Annotated in this window: 20 protein-coding genes; 4 read left to right on the plus strand and 16 right to left on the minus strand. The window is 61.7% G+C overall.

The window, feature by feature from the left end; translation table 11 throughout:
* Positions 1–61: 61 nt before the first annotated feature.
* The 14 genes from RIN61_RS06230 to RIN61_RS06295 form a co-directional block, all read right to left on the minus strand.
* Positions 62–1105, minus strand: coding sequence for a tetratricopeptide repeat protein (locus RIN61_RS06230; RefSeq protein WP_133975093.1), 1044 nt, complete (start codon positions 1103–1105; stop codon positions 62–64).
* Between the two features lies 1 nt (position 1106).
* Positions 1107–2075, minus strand: coding sequence for a type II secretion system F family protein (locus RIN61_RS06235; RefSeq protein WP_313856278.1), 969 nt, complete (start codon positions 2073–2075; stop codon positions 1107–1109).
* Between the two features lie 26 nt (positions 2076–2101).
* Positions 2102–3088, minus strand: a complete 987-nt coding sequence (locus RIN61_RS06240) for a type II secretion system F family protein (RefSeq protein WP_313856280.1) — start codon at positions 3086–3088, stop codon at positions 2102–2104.
* Positions 3085–4527, minus strand: coding sequence for a TadA family conjugal transfer-associated ATPase (locus RIN61_RS06245; protein WP_252378648.1), 1443 nt, complete (start codon positions 4525–4527; stop codon positions 3085–3087). Before RIN61_RS06245 ends, RIN61_RS06240 begins: the two co-directional genes overlap by 4 nt.
* Positions 4528–4530: 3 nt before the next feature.
* Positions 4531–5748: an AAA family ATPase gene (locus RIN61_RS06250; protein WP_313856282.1), complete on the minus strand. Its 1218-nt coding sequence runs from the start codon at positions 5746–5748 to the stop codon at positions 4531–4533.
* Positions 5742–6245, minus strand: coding sequence for a TadE/TadG family type IV pilus assembly protein (locus RIN61_RS06255; protein WP_313856284.1), 504 nt, complete (start codon positions 6243–6245; stop codon positions 5742–5744). Before RIN61_RS06255 ends, RIN61_RS06250 begins: the two co-directional genes overlap by 7 nt.
* Entirely contained in the window at positions 6245–6715 is a 471-nt protein-coding gene (locus RIN61_RS06260; protein ID WP_133975103.1) for a TadE/TadG family type IV pilus assembly protein, read from the minus strand. The genes RIN61_RS06255 and RIN61_RS06260 overlap by 1 nt, the downstream gene beginning before the upstream one ends.
* A 9-nt stretch (positions 6716–6724) precedes the next feature.
* Positions 6725–8068, minus strand: coding sequence for a TadE/TadG family type IV pilus assembly protein (locus tag RIN61_RS06265; protein ID WP_390899146.1), 1344 nt, complete (start codon positions 8066–8068; stop codon positions 6725–6727).
* Positions 8069–8079: 11 nt separating this feature from the next.
* Positions 8080–8361, minus strand: coding sequence for a hypothetical protein (locus RIN61_RS06270; protein WP_133975105.1), 282 nt, complete (start codon positions 8359–8361; stop codon positions 8080–8082).
* 15 nt (positions 8362–8376) lie between these two features.
* Positions 8377–9888: a type II and III secretion system protein family protein gene (locus RIN61_RS06275; protein ID WP_313856290.1), complete on the minus strand. Its 1512-nt coding sequence runs from the start codon at positions 9886–9888 to the stop codon at positions 8377–8379.
* Positions 9889–9951: 63 nt separating this feature from the next.
* On the minus strand, positions 9952–10764 hold the full coding sequence (gene cpaB, locus RIN61_RS06280; RefSeq protein ID WP_313856292.1) for a Flp pilus assembly protein CpaB: 813 nt from the start codon (positions 10762–10764) through the stop codon (positions 9952–9954).
* Between the two features lie 12 nt (positions 10765–10776).
* A complete protein-coding gene (locus RIN61_RS06285) occupies positions 10777–12111 on the minus strand; it encodes a DUF8689 domain-containing protein (protein WP_313856294.1) in 1335 nt (444 codons plus the stop codon).
* A gap of 15 nt (positions 12112–12126) precedes the next feature.
* On the minus strand, positions 12127–12645 hold the full coding sequence (locus RIN61_RS06290) for an A24 family peptidase (protein WP_313856296.1): 519 nt from the start codon (positions 12643–12645) through the stop codon (positions 12127–12129).
* A 37-nt stretch (positions 12646–12682) separates the two neighbouring features.
* Positions 12683–12874, minus strand: a complete 192-nt coding sequence (locus tag RIN61_RS06295; RefSeq protein WP_313856298.1) for a Flp family type IVb pilin — start codon at positions 12872–12874, stop codon at positions 12683–12685.
* Between the two features lie 449 nt (positions 12875–13323).
* Here RIN61_RS06295 and RIN61_RS06300 point away from each other — a divergent pair, with 449 nt between their 5' ends.
* Complete coding sequence (locus tag RIN61_RS06300; protein ID WP_112250475.1) at positions 13324–14202, plus strand: response regulator transcription factor; 879 nt, start codon at positions 13324–13326, stop codon at positions 14200–14202.
* A gap of 4 nt (positions 14203–14206) precedes the next feature.
* Here RIN61_RS06300 and RIN61_RS06305 read toward each other — a convergent pair whose 3' ends face one another.
* Both RIN61_RS06305 and RIN61_RS06310 read right to left on the minus strand, forming a co-directional pair.
* Positions 14207–15430 carry a class I SAM-dependent methyltransferase gene (locus RIN61_RS06305; protein ID WP_112250474.1) on the minus strand — a complete coding sequence of 408 codons (1224 nt, stop codon included), beginning with the start codon at positions 15428–15430 and terminating at the stop codon, positions 14207–14209.
* A 282-nt stretch (positions 15431–15712) separates the two neighbouring features.
* Entirely contained in the window at positions 15713–16330 is a 618-nt protein-coding gene (locus RIN61_RS06310; protein WP_207877334.1) for a TPM domain-containing protein, read from the minus strand.
* A 186-nt stretch (positions 16331–16516) separates the two neighbouring features.
* Here RIN61_RS06310 and bglX point away from each other — a divergent pair, with 186 nt between their 5' ends.
* The 3 genes from bglX (at position 16517) to RIN61_RS06325 (ending at position 22039) form a co-directional block, all read left to right on the plus strand.
* Positions 16517–18808, plus strand: a complete 2292-nt coding sequence (gene bglX / locus RIN61_RS06315) for a beta-glucosidase BglX (protein ID WP_207877332.1) — start codon at positions 16517–16519, stop codon at positions 18806–18808.
* 145 nt (positions 18809–18953) lie between these two features.
* Positions 18954–20711, plus strand: coding sequence for an ATP-binding protein (locus RIN61_RS06320; RefSeq protein ID WP_112250470.1), 1758 nt, complete (start codon positions 18954–18956; stop codon positions 20709–20711).
* Entirely contained in the window at positions 20705–22039 is a 1335-nt protein-coding gene (locus RIN61_RS06325; protein WP_112250469.1) for a sigma-54-dependent transcriptional regulator, read from the plus strand. Before RIN61_RS06320 ends, RIN61_RS06325 begins: the two co-directional genes overlap by 7 nt.
* The last annotated feature ends 232 nt before the right edge of the window (positions 22040–22271 follow it).

The raw sequence follows: 22271 nt of genomic DNA on the forward strand, positions 1-22271 counted from the left end.
CAGCCCCCGTTAATGCTATCTCACAGGCATCAGGGTTTGTCCGCTGAAGCTCTCGGCCCCGTCAAGGCGCCGATGCCGTTGTCACCTGCACGGCCGGGCCAACTGCAACCGGCTCGGGCATCGCTACATCGCCACCCAGCTGGCGGATTTGCCGAATCTGCTGGACCCTGTTCAGGTTTTCCCAGGCGACGGGATAGTGCCCCGGCGACAACTCGATCGCGCTGCGGAAGAACTGCTCAGCCACATCCAGCTTGCCCTCCACCAGGCAGACATAGCCAACATCATTGCTGGCCTCGGCACGCTTTTCGACCTGTTCGAAGGCAGACACCGCCTCCTCATAGCGCCCCATGCGAGCCAGCAGCAACCCATAGTTGCGCCAAAGCGGTTTGTAGGTGCCGTCGTAGCTTACGCCACGCTTGTACCGGAGCTCGGCATCGGCCCATTGCCCGGCCATGTAGTAGGAATACCCCAGGCTGTTCTGCACCAACGCCGAACGTGGATCGATGAGCTCGGCCAGGCGGTAGTAGGTCTGCGCCTCGGCGAAGTTGTCGGCCAGGTCTGCAAGCACCCCCAGCCCGTTGTACGCCTTGAGCGGGGACTTGCTGTCGACCCTGAGCCCAGCCGCCCCTGTCTGGGTATTGGCCGGCTCCTTGACGAAGCGTTTCTGATCCACGGCAACTGCCTTCAACAGCATCACCTTGGCTTGCTCATGTTTACGCATGGACAGGTTCAGCAGGCCCATTTCGGTCAGCGCATCGGGGTTTTCAGGCGCCTTGCCCAGCACCTCGGTGAAGGCCATCTCGGCAAGTTGGTTGTTGCCGCGTTCGCGGTGGATACGGCCAACCCAGACCAGGGCCTCATAACGTTCGGGCGCCAGTTCAAGGACGCGCAAGTACTGGTACAGCGCCTGGTCCAGGTCACCGGCCTGGTAGGCCATCGCCGCCATCTGCATCGCCTGGTCGGGCGAGCTGCTCTGCGACTGCACCTGGTAGAGCACCGAATTGCCAGCGGAGTAGACAGAACGCACCCCATTCAGGTCTGGCCCCGTGCTCTGGCAACCCGAGAGCACGGCCATCATGGACAACAGCAAGCTGATCCTTTTCATGTCACGGACTCCCAAACGTTTTAAGTATCCCGATGATCACCGGGCCGATGGCTACCAGAAAAAAGCTTGGCCACAGACAGAAAATTAGTGGAAAGACCAGCTTTGTTCCGATCTTTGCGCCCATTTCCTCGGCAGCCTGCATGCGCCGGTCACGAAACTCTTCGGCATAGATACGCAAGGTAGCCCCTACGCTGGTGCCGAAGCGGATACTCTGCGCCAACAGGCTGACCAAGCCCTGGATATCTTCCAGGCCGGTGCGGTCCGCCAGTTGCCTGAGCGCTTCGGTACTGGAAATGCCGGCGCGGATTTGCGCATTGACCAATGCCAGTTCCTCGGCCAGCTCGGCCTGGCTGACCGCCATCTCTTCGGCTACCCGCTCGATCGCCTGGGGCAACGCCAAGCCCGACTCCACGCAAACCACCATCAGGTCCAGGGCATCAGGAAAGGCCGCACGCAACCGCCTCTGCCGAGCCTTCTTGCGCTTGTCGACATACACTGCCGGCAGTAGCCATCCGACGGCAGCCCCCATCAGTGCCACACCAATGATCATGGTCGGGGAAAGGTTGGGAACCAGTGGCAGTGTCAACAGCAAGATACCCATCAGCATCAACGGCAGCAGCAAACGCACAGCCCAGTACACCTGTACCGCTGATGCCGAGCCGTAACCCGCGTGGGTCAAGAGGATTCGGGTGGCCGACACCTGCTCCTCCGCAGAGGGAGTAACGCGCCGACCGACCCGTTCCAGTAACAGCTGCAGGTTGCCGGGCGCCTCGCGCCCGGCCGCAGCGCTGGAGTGATCACGCTTGATCAATGCAAGACGGCGTTGCAGAGGGCTCTGCAGGCCCAGCACCAGTAACGTCACTGTGATCACTGCAATGACTGTGCTCATCCCGATCGCACCAACGATCAGCAGGCGTGCCAGTGCCTCACTGTCCGTCACCCTATTCAACAAACCGAGCAAATAGTCCATGACCGACGCCCCCCTGCGAGAACTGCCTAAATCTGGATACGGATGATTTTCCGAATCCAGAAAATCCCCATCAACATGGAGCCAAAAGCCCCCATGACCAACTTGTGCCCAGTAGGATCCTTGATCAGCAACGTCAAATACTCCGGGGTCGTGACAATGATCGCCGCCGCCAACATGAAAGGTACGGCCACCAGAATCCAGGCCGACATTCGCCCTTCGGCCGACATTGTCTTGACCTTGCGCTGAAAGCGGAAACGCCCGCGTATCAGGCGGCTCAGGCGCTCCAGCACTTCGGTCAGGTTGCCGCCTGTCTCGCGATGAATGAGGATCGAGGTCACCATCATCATCACGGTCATGCTCGGCACCCGCTCGAGCAAGCCAAGCATGGCCCTGCGCACATCATTACCGTAGTTGATATCGGCGAACGTCAGGCCAAACTCGTGCGCCACCGGCCCCTTGTGTTCATCGGCCACCAGGCGCAAGGTTTCATTGAAGGGGTGCCCCGCGCGCAACGCCCGGCACATGGATTCCAGCGCATCCGGCAAGTCCTCCTCGAACCTGGCGAAACGCTTGCCACGATCAGCGGAGATTTTCAGCAGCGGCAGCCAGAACGCCACGAACGCTGCCGCCAGCGCCAACCACCAGTAGGGAAAGAGCATCCAGGCCAGCATCCCGGCAGCCGCCGCCAGAACGAATCCCATCAGCAATACCCGATAGGCCCGGTACTCATGCCCGGCCTGCTCGATCATTTGCGTCAGCGACGCCATGAAGGGTAACTGCTCGAGCCGCGCCTCCAGCGGAGACAAGCGGGTCAGGTACTTCTGCCGCAGCACGGTCTGCATGTTCGGCAGATGGCTTGCCCGCTCCAGAATAACCAGCCGGCTGCGGATACGTTTGCGTACCTTGCCCGCTTCGCCGAACACTGGCACCACCAACCCTTGGCTGAGGAGAAACACCGCAACGAACACCATGCCAAGAAAAATCAGGATGAATTCAACAGGTATCTGGCTCATGGTTGACGAGCCTCCATCCATTCAGGCCTGAACATCGTCAGCGGCAACTCGATCCCGCGCTTCGCCAAGGAATCGCGAAACGCTGGGACCATGCCACTTGGCCGGAAGTCACCAAGCACCTGGCCCTGCTCGCCCACACCATTGCGGACAAAAGAGAAGATCTCGGTCATGGTGATGATTTCGCCCTCCATGCCGTTGATCTCCTGCACACTGACCAACCGCCGCTTGCCATCTTCCTGCCGCTCCAGCTGGATCACTACATCGATGGCTGATGCGATCTGCTGGCGCATGGCCTTGATGGGGAATGTGGCGCCAGACATCAAGACCATGTTCTCGACCCGGCCCAACGCATCGCGCGCAGTGTTGGCATGGATGGTAGTCAGCGAACCATCGTGGCCGGTGTTCATCGCCGTCAGCATGTCCAGCGCCTCGGCGCCGCGCACCTCACCGATCACGATGCGGTCCGGGCGCATCCGCAGGCTGTTGCGCACCAGCTCACGCTGGCCCACCTCGCCGCGCCCCTCGATGTTCGCCGGCCGTGTTTCCAGGCGCACCACATGCGGCTGCTGCAGTTGCAGCTCGGCCGAGTCTTCGATGGTGACGATGCGCTCGTTATGCGGAATGAAACTGGACAGTACATTGAGCATGGTGGTCTTGCCGCAGCCGGTGCCGCCGGAGATCAGTACGTTCAGCCGTCCCCGCACGATCGCCTTGAGCAGCAAGGCGATGGCCGGCGTCAGCGCGCCCGCCTGGATCAGGCTGTCGGTATTGAGCAGGTCCACCGCAAAGCGGCGAATCGATATACTTGGCCCGTCGATGGCAAGCGGCGGGATGATCGCATTGACCCGTGAACCATCCTTGAGCCGCGCATCTACCAACGGCGAAGACTCGTCGATACGCCGGCCGAGGCTGGAGACGATGCGATCGATGATGTTCAGCAGGTGCTGATCATCGCGAAAACGCACATCGGTGCGCTGCAGCTTGCCGAACCGCTCGACGTACACCGAGTCATGCCCGTTGACCAGGATGTCGGACACCGTGTGATCGGCCAACAGCGGCTCCAGCGGGCCAAGGCCAAGCACTTCGTCGGTGATCTGCTTGATGATCAACTGGCGGCTGGCAGAGCTCACCGGAGCTGAATGCTCATCGAGCAGACGCTGGCAGATATCGCGGATCTGCCGCACGGCCTCGGCCTGTTCGAGCGAGTCGAGCAAGGACAGATCCATGACCTTGAGCAGTTGCTGATAGGTTTTTTCCCGCCACTCGGCTTCCACCGAGGTGACCTGGCTTTTCGTTTCAAACAGAATATCGGGCGCTGAATGCTCCCACGCCATCAGCGCCTCTGCCGGGTCCTTCGCGCCTGCACCCTGCTTCGACGGTGTCGATGCCTCGGCGGTGACTGCCTGTTTGCGCAAACGGTTACGAAAATCGCTAAGCATGGTTCACCCCCGAAAAACACGCTTGAAGGCGCGTTTGAACAGTCCACTGTCAGTGTCCACCTGCTTGCCAACCAATTCCTCGGCCAGCCCACGCAGCGCCTGAGTGATCGCGGAGCGAGGTGCTTGCAGGCCCAGTGGCACGCCCGTGTTCTGGCTCTGGTTGATGACGCTGAAGTCATTGGGCAGCTTCACGATGTTGGTGCAGCGCAATGCCTCGCCAATGTCCTTGAGGCTGACCGGTGCCGCCTTGTCGTAGCGGTTGACCACCACCTCCAGCTGATTGCCACGCACGCCCAGGTCATCGCGCAGGATGCGCGCCAGGGAACTGGCGTCGCGCAGGTGGTTGACGCTCTGCTGCACCACGACGTACACCCGGTCGGCCTGCTCCAGTACCGAAGCGGTGATGTGGTCGATCTGCCGCGGCAAGTCCGCCACCACCCAGTCATAGTTGGCCCGCGCAAGCTGCAGCAGCGCATCGAGCTGTTCGGCCTGGACATCCTGCGGTAGGCACAGCTCATTGGCGCGGCTGCCAAGCACATGCAAGGACGGGCTGAAATGGCTGCAGAAGCCTCGCAGTGCGACACCATCCATTTCTTTTACCTGCTGCAACACATCTAGCTGGCTGTGCGACTGCGCCACATCCAGATGATGCGACACGCTGCCAAACTGCAGGTCCAGGTCCAGCAACAGGGTGTTGCCCTTGAGGCTCAGTTGATGCGCCAGGTTGCAGGCCAGTACCGTGCCGCCGGAGCCTCCCTTGGCATTCATCACCGCGATCAGCTTGCCTGTTGCCGTGCTGTTGGTCTGGGTTTCCACGACCATACGGTTCAAGGCTGCAATAAGCTCCATGGCAACGATAGGCTCTGGCAGAAAATCGCGCGCACCGGCTTGCATCGCCAGGCGCATGCCTTCCCGATCGTCCAGCAGGCCACACACCAACAGCGGCGGGCGCTCATGGGCCGGGCGTTGCATCAGCGCTGCCAGTTCCTCACGCCACAGCTGGCCAACGCGCAGCAGCAGGAAGTCGGGCATCCGGTCCAAACCGTACAGAGGGTCGCAATGCCCATTGCTCACCTGACGAACATTCACCTCAAGGCCTGAGATGCGCTGACAGATTTCTTGCAACTGACGCAAGGCCAAGGCGTCCGAACTGCTGATCAACAGACGCATCCCGGGCTTGATGGAGGTAGCGGATACGGAAGATTCCCTAAGATTCAGCATGGCGTGATCTCCGGTACGACATCCGCCTCGGTATGACGCCCGAGGCTCTCGCGAGGTAAGGTCGCCTTGAATACTGGCAAGGTAATGGAAACGCCAAAACCTGGAATAAACAGGCTGAACTGGAAGTTCTGCAGTGTCAGTTGCACATAGCGGACAGCGGCAAACCCGGTGGCACTCACCAGGTCACCGGGGTTGGCGACCTGTGCACCGTTCTTGTCCAGGTAACGCAGGGTCAGGTCAGAGGTGTCCAGGTCGGCCAGCAGGCCACTGGCTCCGCTGTCGCCCGCACTGTTGAATATCGCCCGGCGCAGCACCACCGGGTCGCTGATATTGCATACCGCTGCCAGCCGCGCACCACGCCGAACGGACTCGTTCAGCACGTTCGCGGTGTAGTACAACCGGCCAATTTCCAGCACTCCGAACAGCAACGTGAACATCAACGCACTGACGATGGCGAACTCCACCACGTAGACGCCTTGCATGCCTCTGCGTTTCATCACAGTGCCCTCATCACAGTGGTGGCGACCAACGGGAAGTTCAGCGCCGTGCTGCCTCCGATAAAGGCCGGAATGCCGTTGGCGACCACCGGGGAAAAGACCGAGCTGATGGTCACCTGCACGTGGTCGTTGGTGCCCGCCACCTTGGCCACCTGCACGGTGGTGTTGGCCGGCATCCCGGTCAGACTGCAAGGCGGCGTGGACGGTGCTCCGTACACCGCCACGTACTTGGTCATGCACTCGAGATCGGCACCCACCTCGACCTTGCCAAGGGTCGAGTTCCAGGCCTGGCTGGCGACGAAACGCGCGGCATCCCGGCTGCCCTGCAGCAAGCTGTTGTACTGGTAAAGCATGCGGCCAAATTCGCCGAGAGCCAGCAAGGTCAGGAGCAACAGCGGCAGGGTGATCGTGAACTCGACGATTGCCACCCCTTGCTGATGCTGCGCACGCTTGAGCCGATGAATTTTCATGACACGCTCCTAGGAGTCGGTGCTCGGTGTGCCACTGCCACTGATAAAGGTTTTGTACAGCTGGATGATCTGTGGGCCGGAATCGTCTTGCGGCGTTGGCCCAGGTACACCGTCACCTTCGCATTGCTTGACGAACTGGCCGAAGATCTGCGAATCCCCACCTGAGTTGTCGGCTGGCTGCACTACATAGAAGCAACCGAAACCGATGACAGGAATCGACGTTGCACCCGAATTCTTGCCAGAGCAGTCGCCTACCACGATCTTCAGCATCCGCCGCTCGAAAACCCCACCCGACTGGCAACCCGTGCCGCCTGCAACACATGCGGCTGTCTGCGCGGAATAATCGTTGTAGTCGAACAGCGGCGTGCCGCCAGCAGACAGGTTGCCATTGCTCGAAGTGACGACCTGGCCCTGCTGCTCTACTCGGGGAGGCGTGGTTGCATCGTTGTATGTCATCACCGGGTCGCTATAGTTCGTCACCAGGTCCGGCGGATAGTCCGAATTATTGAGCGACCCGGTGTACTGGCCAAAGCGCGTGTTCAGGCCTTTGACGGAAGGGCCAACTGTGTTGCCAGGCTTGGTGGTGACGTTTTCACCGACATTGCGGCAGACCGAGGCGCCGCCGGCCATGAGTTCGCCAACTTCCTTGCCACCCGAGCCAAAATCGAGCAGCTGAAAATTGCCCGGGCCGATCGGGTCGCTGTTCTTGGAGGCTGATTTCAAGACCTCCAGGTCACCAAAGCGATAGCCCCAGAACATTCCGGTATCCGGGTTGTATTTGGTCGAGTCGCCACACACCAGCAGCGGTGCAAGATCACATGGACTGGTCGGGCTCGGCCCGGCGGTGGCAATCGCCGCCACGCTCTTGGTCCCCACGGTTCCCATACCGATTGACTGGGCGAAGCTCCAGAAAAAGCCCGCCAGTGAGTAATTCGATACCGAGACCCGCACATAGGTGGCATTGGCCGGCCCGGGGAAGGAGAAAGGCCCATAGACACTGTCTGCCAACTCCACCACAGCGAATGCTCCAGGGTTGCCGCCGATTGCCGTCGCCAGCTCATTGTTGCCTGCGGCCTTGGCATTTTCGTTCAGGGTAAAAAGCGCGGCACTGCGTGCGGTAGTGGCGGCATTGCCTGAGCCCATCACCTGGCTCAGGGTCTTGGCACCACTGAGGGCGGCGGCATCCACCGCATTCTGCAGTCGGGTCTTGTTCAACAACATGTGACCACCATCGAGCACCAACGCGGCCATCATCAGTATCGCCAACAGGGCGATCACGATGATGATAGTTACTGCGCCCCGCTGTTGGCCTGGCGGCGCGGTGAACATCCGTTGGGCTCGATGAGTCATGATCACGCCCTCGATCAGCGAGTTGAATCAGTGACCTGGATCTGGATCGGCTGACCGACCTGCTGCGCATCGCCAGTCACCCCCCTATAACCATTGATCACCTTCTCCAGCAGCGGCCCATCGACTCCAGCGGCAGGCAGTTCAGTACCTGGGTTGGCAGCTGCCTGCTTGTCGGCAATCTGTTGGTAGGTAGTCTGGTAGACGCTGTACCCCAGCGGACCAACGCGCCCTTCGTCGTACGACATGCAACCGGACAAACCCGACAGCAGCGCGCAACACACGATCATGCTTCTCATGCTGGTTCTCTCCGATCAATTCAGATCATGGCCAAAGTTGCCACCGCTGACCCCGAGGCTGACGGGTACCGCGCGCCCAGGCTCGCTGCCCTTGGTCTTGCCGAGCAGGTAGAAGTCCAGGTCGCTGGGCTCGACGAACTTCTCGGTGGGCAGGCGCACCGCCTTGGCATCCACAGGCTTGGCCAGGTGCGGCGTTACCAGGATCACCAGTTCGGTTTCACCGTTTATGAACGACTGGCTGCGGAACAGGTGCCCGAGTATCGGCAGGTCCCCCAGCCCGGGGAAACGGCTGACGAAATCGCGGGTGTTTTCACTGATCAAGCCGGCGATGGCGATGGTCTGGCCATTGCCAAGTTCGACCGTGGACTCGGCGCTGCGCTTGGTCAACGACGGAATGACCTGGGTGACACCATCGCCCAGAATGCTGTTCAGGCCTGTGTCGAGTACCAGCGAGTTGACGTTGGAAAGCTCGCTCACCGAGACATTCAGGTTGAGGTTGATGCGCCCGGAGTCGAGCACCACCGGCAGAAACTTCACGCCGACACCGAATTCCTTGTATTCGATGGTGATGCCATCATCCTCGGTGATCGGAATCGGGAACTCGCCACCGGAAATGAACTCCGCCTGCTGCCCGGTCAGGGTGGTGAGGGTGGGTTCCGCCAGCACTTTGGCCGAACCATTGTCCTTGGACGCCTCCAGCACCACGTTGAAGAGGAAATCGTCGGACAGGAACTGGGCGAACAAGCCTTTGCCGCCACCAATCAGCGAACCTGGCGAAAGGATCGAGCCGCCACCTGGAGTCAGGCCCAGCCCTTGACCATTGTTGAACCCGCCACCGCTCCAGTTGCCAGATGAGCCAAGGGCATTGAAGCGCACGTTGAGGTTCTTGATCAGGCTGCGCTGCATCTCGGCCACTTTCACTTCCAACATCACCTGCTGGCTGCCACCGACACTGAGCAGGTTGATCACCTCCAGCGACTGGGCCGGGGCCGCCTCGGCAGCTTCACCTTTGCCTTGCACCACACTCGAGGTCTGCGCGGCATAGGTCTTGGCCACTTTCATCGCCGTGTCCATGGCGCCGGCGCTGCGCACCTGGCCACGCAGCACAAGTGCGCCCTGGGCACTGAACACCTCGATGTTCTCTTCGGGCAACAACTGATGCAGTTTGGTCTTGAGCCCGGTGAGGTCATGCACGACCTCCACATCCAGGGTCTCGATCAAGCGGTTGTTGCTGTCCCACAGCAATACGTTGGTAGCGCCCAGAGAACGGCCAAGCAGGTAGAGCTGGGTCGGGCTGGTGATCAGGATATCGGCGATATCCGGGTTGCCTACCGAGATTTTCCTGACCGGTGTACGAGTGCTGATCGTCCGCGACTTGTAGATGGGTACCTGGACTATGTTGGTGTTGGCCGCCGGCATGGCGCTGTAGCCCGCCCCCGGTTCTGCAGCCTGCGCCACGCCAGCGAACAACAGCTGCGTACCCAGCCCACACAACAGGTACAGCCCTAGTCTCTGCAAAGTATTCATTGACTACTCCCTGCAAGGTGATCTTGTTGCTGCCGAAAGTTAGCTATCGGGACGTCTTCTGCCTTAGAATCTGGCTTTCGCGACCTCGATTTCGGTCCCGCGGATGATGGTGACCGCGCCACCGTCGTTACTGCGATTTACCACCGGTTTTGGTTGGGGTTTGACTGCTGGCGGTACGGCCTTCACCGGCTCGGCAGCAGCAACGGTTGGCGCCGGCTTCTGAGCATCCAGCGGATTACGCAGGGCCAGTTGCAACTTCCCTTCCGATTGCGCCTTGACCAGGATTTCTGCCTCTTTCGCCGACATTTCCAGGGTCACCGCCCGCACTACCACCGGTTGGGTCTTGTCCGTCCCTGCCGTCTGATCCACGGCCAATACCCGCAAGTCCTGGAGGATAGTCCTGGACTCTGCGTCATTACTGCCGCCGTCACTTTGCCTGGTCGCCAGTACATCGACCCGGTTACCCGGCAAGAGGAACCCACCCACCCCGACCACATCATCCACTCGCACCGAAATGGCACGTTTGTCGGGGGCGATCAACGAAGCCAGGGTGCTGCCACCCAAGTGCTCGGCCAGGCGGGCGCTGCGCAGCACGTCGCCGCGCAACAGGGCGAAGGTGGCGATCTTGCCCAGCACCTTTTCGTTACTGTCGAAGGCATCGTCTGGTACCGCGTCCTTGGGCATGCGCACGATGGCGACCTGCTGGGCCTCGATCATCTGCCCGAACGGGATCTCCACCGTGGCGACCACCACGTTCTTCATGTTGTCGTCCGGGACGGTGTTGAGCCGACCATCGAGCCAGTTGTTGGCCATCCAGGCGGCGCCAAGCCCCAAGGTCAGGGAAACGGCAATCAGGATCAGCGTACGGGCACTCATGTCTGCATCTCCTTATCCAAGGAAGTCGATCTGCACGAAGTAGCTTTGCCAGGCCCATTTCAGCTCCTGCTCCGACAACGGCCCATCGCCGCCCAGGTAACGCTGGCGGTCAAGTGCCATGTTCAGCAGGTCACGAGGGTGGCAGGGCACGAGTGGCACGCCTTCGGCCTCGTACAGCGCCTGTAGCGCGTAACGCAACAGCAGCGGGTCGTAAGCCAGGCCCAGGCGTTCGCATTCCTGGCGCCAGATGCGTTCGTACTCATCGACTTTCAGGTAGCTGAACTGCAGCTTGTAGCCGATACGTCGCAAGAAGGCTTCGTCTGCCAGCTCCAGCGGGTTGAGGTTGGTGGAGAACACCAGCACCAGATCGAACGGCAGCTCGCAATGGCGCCCGCCCCCCAGGTTGAGGAAGTCGCGCTTCTCTTCCATTGGCACGATCCAGCGGTTGAGCAATTCGGCCGGAGCCATGCGCTGGCGCCCCATATCGTCGATGATGAACAGGCCATTGCTGGCCTTGAGTTGCAAGGAGGCCTGGTACTGGCGGGTATTCGGATCGAAGCGGACATCCAGTTGCTCCATGCCCAGTTCGCCGCCCGTGATCACCACCGGGCGCTTACAGCGCACCAGCCGGCGATCGATGCCTTCGTTGAGCAACAGGCTGGTGGGTTGGCCCTCCTCCTCCAGGCGCTGATGCACCTGAGGGTCATACACTTCGATGACCGACTCATTGATCTCTATGGCATGCGGTACCCAGATGGCTTCGGCGAACAGACGAATCAACCGGCTGCTGACGTATGTCTTGCCGGTACCTGCAGGGCCATAAATCATGATGGCGCGCCCGGAGTTCAGCGCTACGCCCAGCTGATCGAGCATGCTGTCCGAGAGCACGACGCCAGTGAAGGCCGTGTGCATGTCCTGCATATTGATGCGGCCATGGTGGATGGTCTGCAGCTTGAGCAAGTCACGATAGGCACTCACCGGGAAGGGCGCCGCGCCGATATAGCCGCTGCGCGCCAGTGCATCGCGGGCGGTGGCACGGCCGCGCTCGGTCAGGCCGTAGCGCAGCACCTGCCCCCCCGTTTGCACACCGACCTGGCCCAGTACTTCGACGCGGCCATCCTTGCGCAGAAAGGCCAGCACTTCTTCCACTACCGCACCGGTCAGCGCAAGGCGCTCGACCAGACGTGACAGGTCCAGCGTACCGGCGTCGTGCAAGTGCTTGCACAGCAAATCACCGAGAAAGCTTTCCGCCAGCCCAGTCTCACCGACTGTACGTGGCTGAGGTGCCAGGCTCTGCACTGCGTCCTTGTCACAGGCGCAGGCACCACTGTCTCTGAGTGCATACATTATTAGCCTCCCAGGCTATAGGCCTAGCGGCAGCCCAAACAGGCTGACAAGGGTTCCGGACAGGATCGCGACTGAATAAGGGAAAGGCTTACCTGCCACCTCATCCGCCTCCGGCGCAAAATAAGCCTGCGCCGTCAAGATCAACCAGTAGCGTTGTAATGTCTGTTTCAACTGCCCGCGCATGAGCACTATCAACATCCCGCACACGCCACCGGCAATAAGGCTAAGAAGTGCTGCCGCAAGTGCTTCATACGGATTAAGAAAAGTACCGACCATGGCCATCAGCTTGACGTCTCCGGCTGCCATGCCCCCCAGCGCGTACATCGGAATAAACACGGCAAAACCGATAAACATACCCACCACGCCATAACCCAGCCCGGTAAGTTCTGCGGAATAAACCTGACCCGCCAGCCCCAAACCCAGCCCCAGCAAGATCAAAATATTGGGAATGCGGTGGTTACGAAGATCCCCGACCACCGCAATACCCAGTAGCCCTAGCAGCACGACAATGGCGAACAGAGACTCTGCTGACATTGCTGCATCCCCCTTGGGGCTTAGTTAAAAATTTAGTTCAAGCAGTCGTACCGCCAAGCGCAGTAATCAGCAGGTTGATCTTTGTCTTCACTGCGGTTCCCAAGTTAGTAAACGCAGTAACCAGGGTGGCGGCAACCAAGCCACCTGCTATTGCATATTCAACAACGGTCAAGCCATTTTCATCTTCGACGAACTTCATCACCGAAGTCTTGATTGTTTGCAGATTCATTTCGCTCACCTCGCTAAGGACATTATTTTTATTCCCGGGCAGTGGTGTTTGCACTACCTGATGGGAATCCTAGTAAGGGGGTGACGGTAGGGGTTAGGAGATTTTTGCGAATCGCTAGGACTTTTTTGCGGCTATTGGCCAGTATCGAAAGGTGCACAAGGCCACCAGTAAAACCGGCCGGAAAACCCGAATATGAGAAGCACTTTCGTATGCATTTGCAGCTGGATCAGGGAAAGGTCCCTGGCACGCTCGTTCAAAGCCGACAAGCGGTCGTCAGGCTCAAGGGCCATTCCAACTGCCGAACTCGTCTAACATCAGGGTTTTACAAAACGCTTAGACCGCCTTAATCGAAAACGATATAAGTTAATAACCAAATTGCTCGTCGTCTTAGTAGTGTTTTGACAATACTGCTGCTCGTAGGGAACTCCCCAGCATAAGGTTAAGTCACGATGTCTAACCCGGGCACAAAGCCGCTGTTGTTGTGGTTCGATCTGACACGCGATCATTCCACCGAAGCGCTGATGGCGCAGTTCAGCCATGTCTGCGATTGCAAACTGGCGAAAGCCGTCGCGCAATCCGAACGCCAGCAGGCAGACATGATCTGCATGCATTTCGATCGCCCCGACACCCTCAACCTCAACCTGCTGCTGGAAGTGAAGCGCAACTCACCGTCAATCCCGGTCACCATGTTCACCGTGCAGCACTCCGAAGAGTTGGCCGTCTGGGCCATGCGTTCGCGGGTCTGGGAGTATCTGGTATTGCCGCTGACAAGCGGTGAGAAAAGCCGCTACATCGATGTCCTCAAGCAGCTTTGCGACATCCGCCGCGCCAGTAAGAGCTCAGGCAATGCGCAGCGCATCGATCACCTTCCCTCCTTGCCGGACAGCATTCGCCTGACCGGCGAACACCACAAGCACCAGGCGCTCAGCAAGGTGATGCCGTACATCGACCAGCACTTTCGCGAATGCGTCGATCAAAAGGACCTCGCGCAGCGCTGCGGCATGACCACGGCCCGTTTCAGCCGCCTGTTCAAAGAGGTCAACGGCGTCGGGTTTCTGGACTACATCCTGAGCAAGCGCATGAACCTGGCCATGGACCTGCTCGTCAACAGCCAGATGCCGATTACCAGCATCGGTTACGAGGCCGGCTTCAAGGACCCGTCCTACTTCGCCCGCACCTTCAAGCAGGTCAGCAATTGCACGCCCAGCGAATACCGCCAGGCCCGCCAGCTCGGAGCGTCGACCAGCGAAACCGAGCCCCTGAAAGGTACGAATGCGCCACTGCTGGATAACGAGTTACCGAGTGCGGCGCTTCACAAGAGCCGTTGAAGAATCACACGGCAGGCAGCAACCCATCCGCCCGCAACAAGGTTTCCAGGCAATGCTCCTGCACCCCATAGAACGCCTTGAGCTGCCCGATCTTTTCCAGCAACGCCCCGTTGTCCCCTGCCTGGCGCCGCTTCACCGCAAGAATCATCTTGTTCTTGTTGGTGTGCTCCAGCGAGATGAACTCGAACACCTTGGTCTCATACCCGCAGGCTTCCAGGTACAGCGCGCGCAGGCTGTCGGTCAGCATCTCGGCCTGCTGGCCCAGGTGCAGGCCGTACTGCAGCATCGGTTGCAACAACCCCGGGCTGTGCAGTTGCGGGCGGATCTGCTTGTGGCAGCACGGCGAACACATGATGATCGCGGCGTTGCAGCGGATGCCGGTATGGATGGCGTAGTCGGTGGCGATGTCGCAGGCATGCAGGGCGATCATCACTTCGATGGCCTCGGGCACCACGCTGCGCACATCGCCACACTGGAATTCCAGGCCTGGGTGCTCCAGGCGCAAGGCGGCGGCGTTGCACAGGTCGACCATGTCCTGGCGCAGCTCGACGCCGGTTACCTGTGCGTCGCGGCCCAGGCTGTTGCGCAGGTAGTCGTGCATGGCGAAGGTCAGGTAGCCCTTGCCAGAGCCGAAGTCGGCCACCCGCAGCGCCTGCTCCGCCGGCACCGGGGCACTGGCCAGGGCATGGTCGAAGACTTCGATGAACTTGTTGATCTGCTTCCATTTGCGCGACATGGAGGGGATCAGCGCGCCTTGTGCGTCAGTCACGCCCAGGTCACGCAGGAACGGCCGTGACAGCTCCAGATAACGCTTCTTCTCGCGGTCATGGCCGCTGCTGCTGGCAGCTTCGCGAGGTGCCTGTGCGCCGTGGCGCTGGAGCATTGGCTTGCCCTTCTTGCTGAAGGTCAACTGCACTTCACCGTCGGCGTCGAACAGGTGGGCGTTGCGGAAGCTGTCCGGCAGCAGCTCGCCGACCAGCGCCTGGGCCTGGTCCAGCGCCAGGTTGCGGGTGATATCGCGGGTCTGGTGGCGGTAGACCATCGACAGGCACGGCTGGCCCTTGACCAGCAGCGGCTTGGCGATGATCCGTTGCAAGGTCTGGTCGGCACCCACATGGCGCGCCAAAACCAGTTTGACCAGGGTATTGCCATGCAGGGCGGCGTTCAGCAGGTCGAGAAACTGGGTGCGCGCATCCGGCGCGGATGGGGCAGAAGAACTGGCGGACATGGAGAAACGGTGCCTCGGATAGCGGGGAGCGCATGGCGCAATGCACGCATTCTACAGGGTGGCTAACTTCCTGTGGGAGATCGCCCAGTCCTTTGGGCTGCGCTGTCGCGTAGAGAACTGAATTCGCAAGCGCTACGCGTACCCTGTGGGAGCGGCTTTAGCCGCGAAGAATCCAACGCGGTGCCTGGCACCGGCTAAAGCCGCTCCCACAGAGTCCCTGCTGATTCAATGAGTTATGTGCAGTTCCATAGGAGCGGGCGCGTCAAGCCATCGAGGTTCGGCTCAATCGAGAATCACCAGCCGGTTGGGCAACTCGTTACGCGCATGGGTAGGCGGCACATGCTCGCTGAGCAGTTCGCCGCACGCCTCGATGCACTCGACAAACCCCTGCAAGGTGCGGCCCTGGCGTACCTGTTCGGCAAGGCGGGCGACGATGGCCGCGCGGGCGGTGGCATCCAGATGGTGCTCGATACCACGGTCGACCAGGATCTCCACATGCCGCTCCGCCTCGCTGACGAAGATCAGTACGCCCGTGGCACCAGCAGTGCGCTGCAGGTTCTGTTCGCGAAACTGCTGGCGGGCCAGGCGCGAGGCGCGCCAGCGGCGCAGGGCCCGGGGGATCAGCCAGCCGGCCAGGCGCGGGCTGCGCAGCAGCAGGCACAAGCCGACGAACAGGAGCACATTGGCTACCAGCAAGCCACGCACGCTGGGCCAACCCAGCAGCCAGTGCAACAGGCCCGGCACGGCCAGCGCCAGCACGGCGGCCCAGAACAAAGGCCAGTAGGCATAGTCGTCGGCCCGGCGGGCCAGCACCGTCACCAGTTCGGCATCGGTGCGCCGTTCGGCACGGGCAATGGCTTCGGCGATCTGGCGCTGATGGTATTCGTCGAGGGGTGTCATGCCGTCGGTCTCTTGAGCGTTCTTATAGTTGTTGTCCCGGCACTCGGGGCTTCGTCCGCAGGCGACATATTCAGGCATAATCCGCCGCTGGAAGAAATGCCTGCAAATCGTACAACAATAGCCGCCTGAAAACTCCGGCCGCGCGCGTATCACCGTGGATACGGCAGAGGCCCCACAACGGAATTGATGATGAAACTGTCTTTGCTGGGCCTGGCCATGGGCCTTGCCAGTCAGGCGGCCCTCGCCGCCCCCTCCGCCCCGCCCCTGCAGGACAAGCAGGCGTTCATCGAACATCTGATCAGCCAGATGACCGAAGCCGAGAAAATCGGCCAGCTGCGCCTGATCAGCATCGGCCCGGAAATGCCCCGCGACAAGATTCGCGAGGAAATTGCCGCCGGCCGCATCGGTGGCACCTTCAACTCGCGTACCGCGCCCGAGAACCGGCCGATGCAGGACGCGGCCATGCGCAGCCGCCTGAAGATCCCCATGTTCTTCGCCTACGATACCGTCCACGGCGAACGCACCATTTTCCCGATCGGCCTGGGCATGGCCGCGACCTGGGACATGGACGCCGTCGCCAAGGTCGGCCGCACCGCCGCCATCGAAGCCGCGGCCGACGCCCTGGACATGACCTTCGCACCGATGGTCGACATCGCCCGCGACCCGCGCTGGGGCCGTACCAGTGAAGGCTTCGGCGAAGACACCTACCTGACCTCGAAGATCGGTCAGGTGATGGTCCGCTCGTTCCAGGGCAGCAGCCCGGCCAACCCTGACAGCATCATGGCCATCGTCAAGCACTTCGCCCTGTATGGCGCGGTGGAAGGCGGGCGCGACTACAACACGGTCGATATGAGCCTGCCGAAAATGTACAACGACTACCTGCCGCCCTACCGCGCCGCGCTTGACGCTGGTGCCGGCGGGGTGATGGTGGCGCTGAACTCGATCAACGGCGTGCCGGCCACTTCCAACACCTGGCTGATGAACGACCTGCTGCGCAAGGAGTGGGGCTTCAAGGGCGTGACCATCAGCGACCACGGTGCCATTCAGGAGCTGATCCGCCATGGCGTCGCCCGCGATGGCCGCGAAGCCGCCAAGCTGGCGATCAAGGCCGGCATCGACATGAGCATGAACGACACCCTGTATGGCGAAGAGCTGCCAGGCCTGCTGAAATCCGGCGAAGTGACCCAGGGCGAGCTGGACCAGGCGGTACGCGAAGTGCTGGGTGCCAAGTACGACATGGGCCTGTTCAAGGACCCGTACGTGCGCATCGGCAAGGCCGAAACCGACCTGAAGGACTACTACGGCAACGACCGCCTGCACCGCGACGCCGCGCGTGACGTGGCGCGCCGCAGCCTGGTGCTGCTGGAAAACCGCAACCAGACCCTGCCGCTGAAAAAGGCCGGCACCATCGCCCTGGTCGGCCCGCTGGCCGATGCCCCGATCGACATGATGGGCAGCTGGGCTGCCGACGGCAAACCAGCGCATTCGGTGACCGTGCGCGAAGGCCTGCGCCGCGCCGTGGAGGGCAAGGCAAAGCTGGTCTACGCCAAAGGTTCCAACGTCACCGGCGACAAGGCGATGTTCGACTACCTGAACTTCCTCAACTTCGATGCCCCGGAAATCGTCGACGACCCGCGCCCGCCTGCGGTGCTGATCGACGAGGCAGTGAAGGCGGCGAAGCAGTCCGATGTGGTGGTTGCAGTGGTCGGCGAATCCCGCGGCATGTCCCATGAGTCGTCGAGCCGTACCACCCTGGAAATCCCGGCCAGCCAGCGGGAGCTGATCAAGGCCCTGAAGGCCACCGGCAAGCCGCTGGTGCTGGTGCTGATGAACGGCCGCCCACTGTCGATTGCCTGGGAGCGCGAGCAGGCCGACGCCATCCTCGAAACCTGGTTCGCCGGTACCGAAGGCGGCAACGCGATCGCCGATGTGCTGTTCGGCGATTACAACCCGTCCGGCAAGCTGGCCATCACCTTCCCGCGCTCGGTCGGGCAGATCCCGATGTACTACAACCACACCCGTATTGGCCGGCCCTTCACGCCGGGCAAGCCGGGCAACTACACCTCGCAGTACTTCGAGGAACCCAATGGCCCGCTGTACCCGTTCGGCTATGGCCTGAGCTACAGCAGCTTCGAGCTGTCGGGGCTGAAGCTGTCGAACAAGGACCTCAAGCGTGGCGACACGCTGGAAGCCAAGGTGACGGTGAAGAACACCGGCAAGGTGGCAGGCGAGACCGTGGTGCAGTTGTACCTGCAGGATGTATCGGCATCGATGAGCCGCCCGGTGAAAGAATTGAAGAACTTCCAGAAGCTGATGCTCAAGCCTGGCGAGTCGCGCACGTTGAGCTTCCGCATCAGTGAAGAAGACCTGAAGTTCTACAATGGCCAGCTGCAGCGGGTTGCCGAGCCAGGGGAATTCAATGTCCAGGTCGGGCTGGATTCCCAGGCGGTGCAGCAGCAGAGCTTTGAATTGCTGTAACTGACACGTCGCCTGTACCGGCCCTTTCGCGGGTAAACCCGCTCCCACAGGTACTCCGCAAGCAGATGACCTGCGCGATACCTGTGGGAGCGGGTTCACCCGCGAAGAGGCCGGCCCCGATATCCAATCATCCGGATCCGCCCCCATGCCCTTTTCCGTTCGCGCCCTGCGTCTGGGGCTGATCACCCTGCTGATCGTGCTGGGCACGGCCCTCAGCGCCGGTTGGGCCATGCACCAGGCCAAGCGCCAGGCCATGGAAGCCGACGCCCAGCGTGCCAGCCAGCAGCTGGGCCTGTATGCCAACGCCCTGCACACACTGATCGATCGCTACCGCGCCCTGCCCGCCGTGCTGGCGCTGGACCCGGAACTGATCGCCGCCCTGCGTGGCCCGGTCAGCGAACCGGTGCAGGACGCCCTGAACCGCAAGCTCGAACGCATCAATGGCGCCGCCAATTCCTCCACCCTCGAACTGCTCGACCGCACCGGCCTGGCCATCGCCGCCAGCAACTGGCGGCTGCCCAGCAGCTACGTGGGCTCCAACTATGGTTTTCGCCCCTATTTCAAGCAAACCCGCAGCCAGGGTAGTGGCCGCTTCTACGCAGTAGGTGTGACCAGTGGCGTGCCGGGCTACTTTCTCGCCAGCGCGGTGGACGACGAGCAGGGCCGCTTCCTCGGTGCCATGGTGGTGAAGCTGGAGTTCCCCGAACTGGAGCGCGAGTGGCGCCAGGGCAGCGACATTCTGCTGGTCAGCGATGCCCGTGGCATCACCTTCATCGCCAATCAGGACGGCTGGCGTTACCGCGAGCTGCAGCCACTCACGGGTGCCGACCGTGCCGAGCTGGCCGAAACCCGTCAGTACGACAAGCAACCGCTGGTGCCGCTGCAGCACCAGGTGCTGACCCGTTTTGCCGCCAACAGTACCCTCAGCCGCGTGCAAGGCCCGGAAGGCAGCGCCGACTACCTGTGGGAAAGCCTGCCGCTGGAGGGTGAAAACTGGACCTTGCATCTGCTGCGCAAGCCGCAGGTGGCCGCCGACGGTCGCCATGCCGCCCTCGGTGCCGCTGCCGTGTGGCTGAGCCTGGTGTTCGCTGCGCTGTTCGTCAGCCAGCGCCTGCGCCTGGCCCGCCTGCGCCAGCGCAGCCGGGAAGAGCTCAAGCGTCAGGTCGAGGAGCGCACCCGTGAACTGCGCACCGCCCAGGAGGGGCTGGTGCAATCGGCCAAGCTGGCCGCACTGGGGCAGATGTCGGCAGCCATGGCCCATGAAATAAACCAGCCGCTGACCACCCAGCGCATGCAGCTGGAAACCCTGCGCCTGCTGCTCGACCATGGCCGATATGACGAAGCGCGCCAGGCACTGGAACCGCTGGAACAGATGCTCACACGCATGGCCGCGCTCACCAGCCACCTGAAAACCTTCGCCCGCAACAGCCCGGTCGGCCTGCGCGAGCGCCTCGACCTGGCCACCGTGGTCGACCAGGCCCTGCACCTGCTGGAAGCGCGCATTCGCAGCGAAGAAGTGGAGGTAGCCTTGTACCTGGCGCGCCCGGCCTGGGTGCGCGGCGATGCCATTCGCCTGGAGCAGGTGCTGATCAACCTGCTGCGCAATGCCCTCGACGCCATGGCCGACAAGCGTTACAAACGCCTGGAAATCCGCATCGAGCCCGATGGCGAGCTGTGGCGTCTGAGCGTGCTGGATTCGGGTGGCGGCATTGCCGAAGCCGACCTGGCCAAGGTCTTCGACCCGTTCTTCACCACCAAGCCGGTGGGCGAAGGCCTGGGGCTGGGGCTGGCCATTTCCTACGGCATCGTCCACGAGGCCGGTGGCCAGCTACAGGCCGAAAACCTGCCTGGCGGTGCGCGCCTGAGCCTTACCCTGCCCCGTGACCTGGAGCCCGTATGTTGAATTCAGTGATCGTCGTCGATGATGAAGCCAGTATCCGCACCGCGGTGGAGCAATGGCTGAGTCTGTCCGGCTTCAGCGTGCAACTGTTCGCCCGCGCCGAAGAATGCCTGGCACACCTGCCGCGGCACTTTCCCGGGGTGATCATCAGCGATGTACGCATGCCGGGCATGGATGGCCTGCAGTTGCTCGAACGCTTGCAGGCGGACGACCCTGACTTGCCGGTAATTCTGCTGACCGGCCACGGGGATGTGCCCATGGCAGTGGAAGCCATGCGCAGCGGTGCCTACGACTTCCTTGAAAAACCCTTCACCCCTCAGCACCTGCTAGGCAGCCTGCGCCGGGCCCTGGAAAAGCGCCAGCTGGTCCTGGAAAACCGCCGGCTGCACGAGCAGGCCGACCTCAAGTCACGCCTTGAAGGCACGCTGCTGGGCATGTCCCAGGGCCTGCAACAGCTGCGTCGGCAAGTGCTGGACCTGGCCGGCCTTCCGGTCAATGTGCTGATCCGCGGCGAAACCGGCAGTGGCAAGGAGCGCGTGGCCCGCTGCCTGCACGACTTTGGCCCGCGCGCTGGCAAGCCGTTCGTCGCCCTCAACTGTGCTGCCATCCCCGAGTCGCTGTTCGAAGCCGAGCTGTTCGGCCATGAAAGCGGCGCCTTTACCGGTGCCCAGGGCAAGCGCATCGGCAAGCTGGAGTACGCCAACGGCGGCACGGTGTTCCTCGACGAAATCGAAAGCATGCCACTGGCCCAACAGGCCAAGCTGCTGCGGGTGATCCAGGAACAGAAGCTGGAACGCCTGGGGGCCAACCAGAGCATCAGCGTCGACCTGCGCATCATCGCCGCGACCAAGCCCGACCTGCTCGAAGAAGCCCGCGCCGGGCGCTTCCGCGAAGACCTTGCCTATCGCCTGAACGTGGCCGAGCTGCGCCTGGCGCCATTGCGTGAACGGCGTGAGGACATTCCACTGCTGTTCGAGCACTTTACCCGTGCCGCCGGCGAAAAGCTTGGCCGCGCAGCCCCGCCACTGTCGGGCGCGCAACTGGCGCAGTTGCTGTCGCATGACTGGCCGGGCAACGTGCGCGAACTGGCCAACGCGGCGGAACGGCATGCATTGGGGCTGGGCTCGCCGAACATCGAGGTGGCGCCTGCCGGGCAGTCGTTGAGCGAGCAGATGGAAGCGTTCGAGGCGCAATGCCTGCGCGCGGCGCTGCGCCAGCATGGGGGCGCTATCAATGCAGTGATGGAAGCGTTGCAGCTGCCGCGGCGCACGCTGAACGAGAAGATGCAGCGGCATGGGTTGGTGCGCGAGGATTTTACAGGGCGCGAATAAGCGGAAATCCGCCTATAGCACTCAACCAGTAAGCAAAAAGCCGCTCATCAACACGATTCTTGGGGGCTGCCTTGCAGCCCTTCGCGGGCATGCCCGCTCCCACAGAGAAACGCGAAGAGTCAGACGTCACGCGGTCCCTGTGGGAGCGGGCGTGCCCGCGAAGGGGCGCGCAGCGCTCCAACTTGAAGCCCAATGCACCCATTTGGCACACCTTCTGCAATTGCCTTGGCAA

This window comes from Pseudomonas inefficax (assembly GCF_032164165.1).
In the GTDB taxonomy this organism is placed as follows: domain Bacteria; phylum Pseudomonadota; class Gammaproteobacteria; order Pseudomonadales; family Pseudomonadaceae; genus Aquipseudomonas; species Aquipseudomonas inefficax.

Coding starts and splice junctions, on each gene's coding strand:
- RIN61_RS06230 (WP_133975093.1), bottom strand. CDS start 1,105: ATGAAAAGGATCAGCTTGCTGTTGTCCATGATGGCCGTGCTCTCGGGT.
- RIN61_RS06235 (WP_313856278.1), bottom strand. CDS start 2,075: ATGGACTATTTGCTCGGTTTGTTGAATAGGGTGACGGACAGTGAGGCA.
- RIN61_RS06240 (WP_313856280.1), bottom strand. CDS start 3,088: ATGAGCCAGATACCTGTTGAATTCATCCTGATTTTTCTTGGCATGGTG.
- RIN61_RS06245 (WP_252378648.1), bottom strand. CDS start 4,527: ATGCTTAGCGATTTTCGTAACCGTTTGCGCAAACAGGCAGTCACCGCC.
- RIN61_RS06250 (WP_313856282.1), bottom strand. CDS start 5,748: ATGCTGAATCTTAGGGAATCTTCCGTATCCGCTACCTCCATCAAGCCC.
- RIN61_RS06255 (WP_313856284.1), bottom strand. CDS start 6,245: ATGAAACGCAGAGGCATGCAAGGCGTCTACGTGGTGGAGTTCGCCATC.
- RIN61_RS06260 (WP_133975103.1), bottom strand. CDS start 6,715: ATGAAAATTCATCGGCTCAAGCGTGCGCAGCATCAGCAAGGGGTGGCA.
- RIN61_RS06270 (WP_133975105.1), bottom strand. CDS start 8,361: ATGAGAAGCATGATCGTGTGTTGCGCGCTGCTGTCGGGTTTGTCCGGT.
- RIN61_RS06275 (WP_313856290.1), bottom strand. CDS start 9,888: ATGAATACTTTGCAGAGACTAGGGCTGTACCTGTTGTGTGGGCTGGGT.
- cpaB (WP_313856292.1), bottom strand. CDS start 10,764: ATGAGTGCCCGTACGCTGATCCTGATTGCCGTTTCCCTGACCTTGGGG.
- RIN61_RS06285 (WP_313856294.1), bottom strand. CDS start 12,111: ATGTATGCACTCAGAGACAGTGGTGCCTGCGCCTGTGACAAGGACGCA.
- RIN61_RS06290 (WP_313856296.1), bottom strand. CDS start 12,645: ATGTCAGCAGAGTCTCTGTTCGCCATTGTCGTGCTGCTAGGGCTACTG.
- RIN61_RS06295 (WP_313856298.1), bottom strand. CDS start 12,874: ATGAATCTGCAAACAATCAAGACTTCGGTGATGAAGTTCGTCGAAGAT.
- RIN61_RS06300 (WP_112250475.1), top strand. CDS start 13,324: ATGTCTAACCCGGGCACAAAGCCGCTGTTGTTGTGGTTCGATCTGACA.
- RIN61_RS06305 (WP_112250474.1), bottom strand. CDS start 15,430: ATGTCCGCCAGTTCTTCTGCCCCATCCGCGCCGGATGCGCGCACCCAG.
- RIN61_RS06310 (WP_207877334.1), bottom strand. CDS start 16,330: ATGACACCCCTCGACGAATACCATCAGCGCCAGATCGCCGAAGCCATT.
- bglX (WP_207877332.1), top strand. CDS start 16,517: ATGATGAAACTGTCTTTGCTGGGCCTGGCCATGGGCCTTGCCAGTCAG.
- RIN61_RS06320 (WP_112250470.1), top strand. CDS start 18,954: ATGCCCTTTTCCGTTCGCGCCCTGCGTCTGGGGCTGATCACCCTGCTG.
- RIN61_RS06325 (WP_112250469.1), top strand. CDS start 20,705: ATGTTGAATTCAGTGATCGTCGTCGATGATGAAGCCAGTATCCGCACC.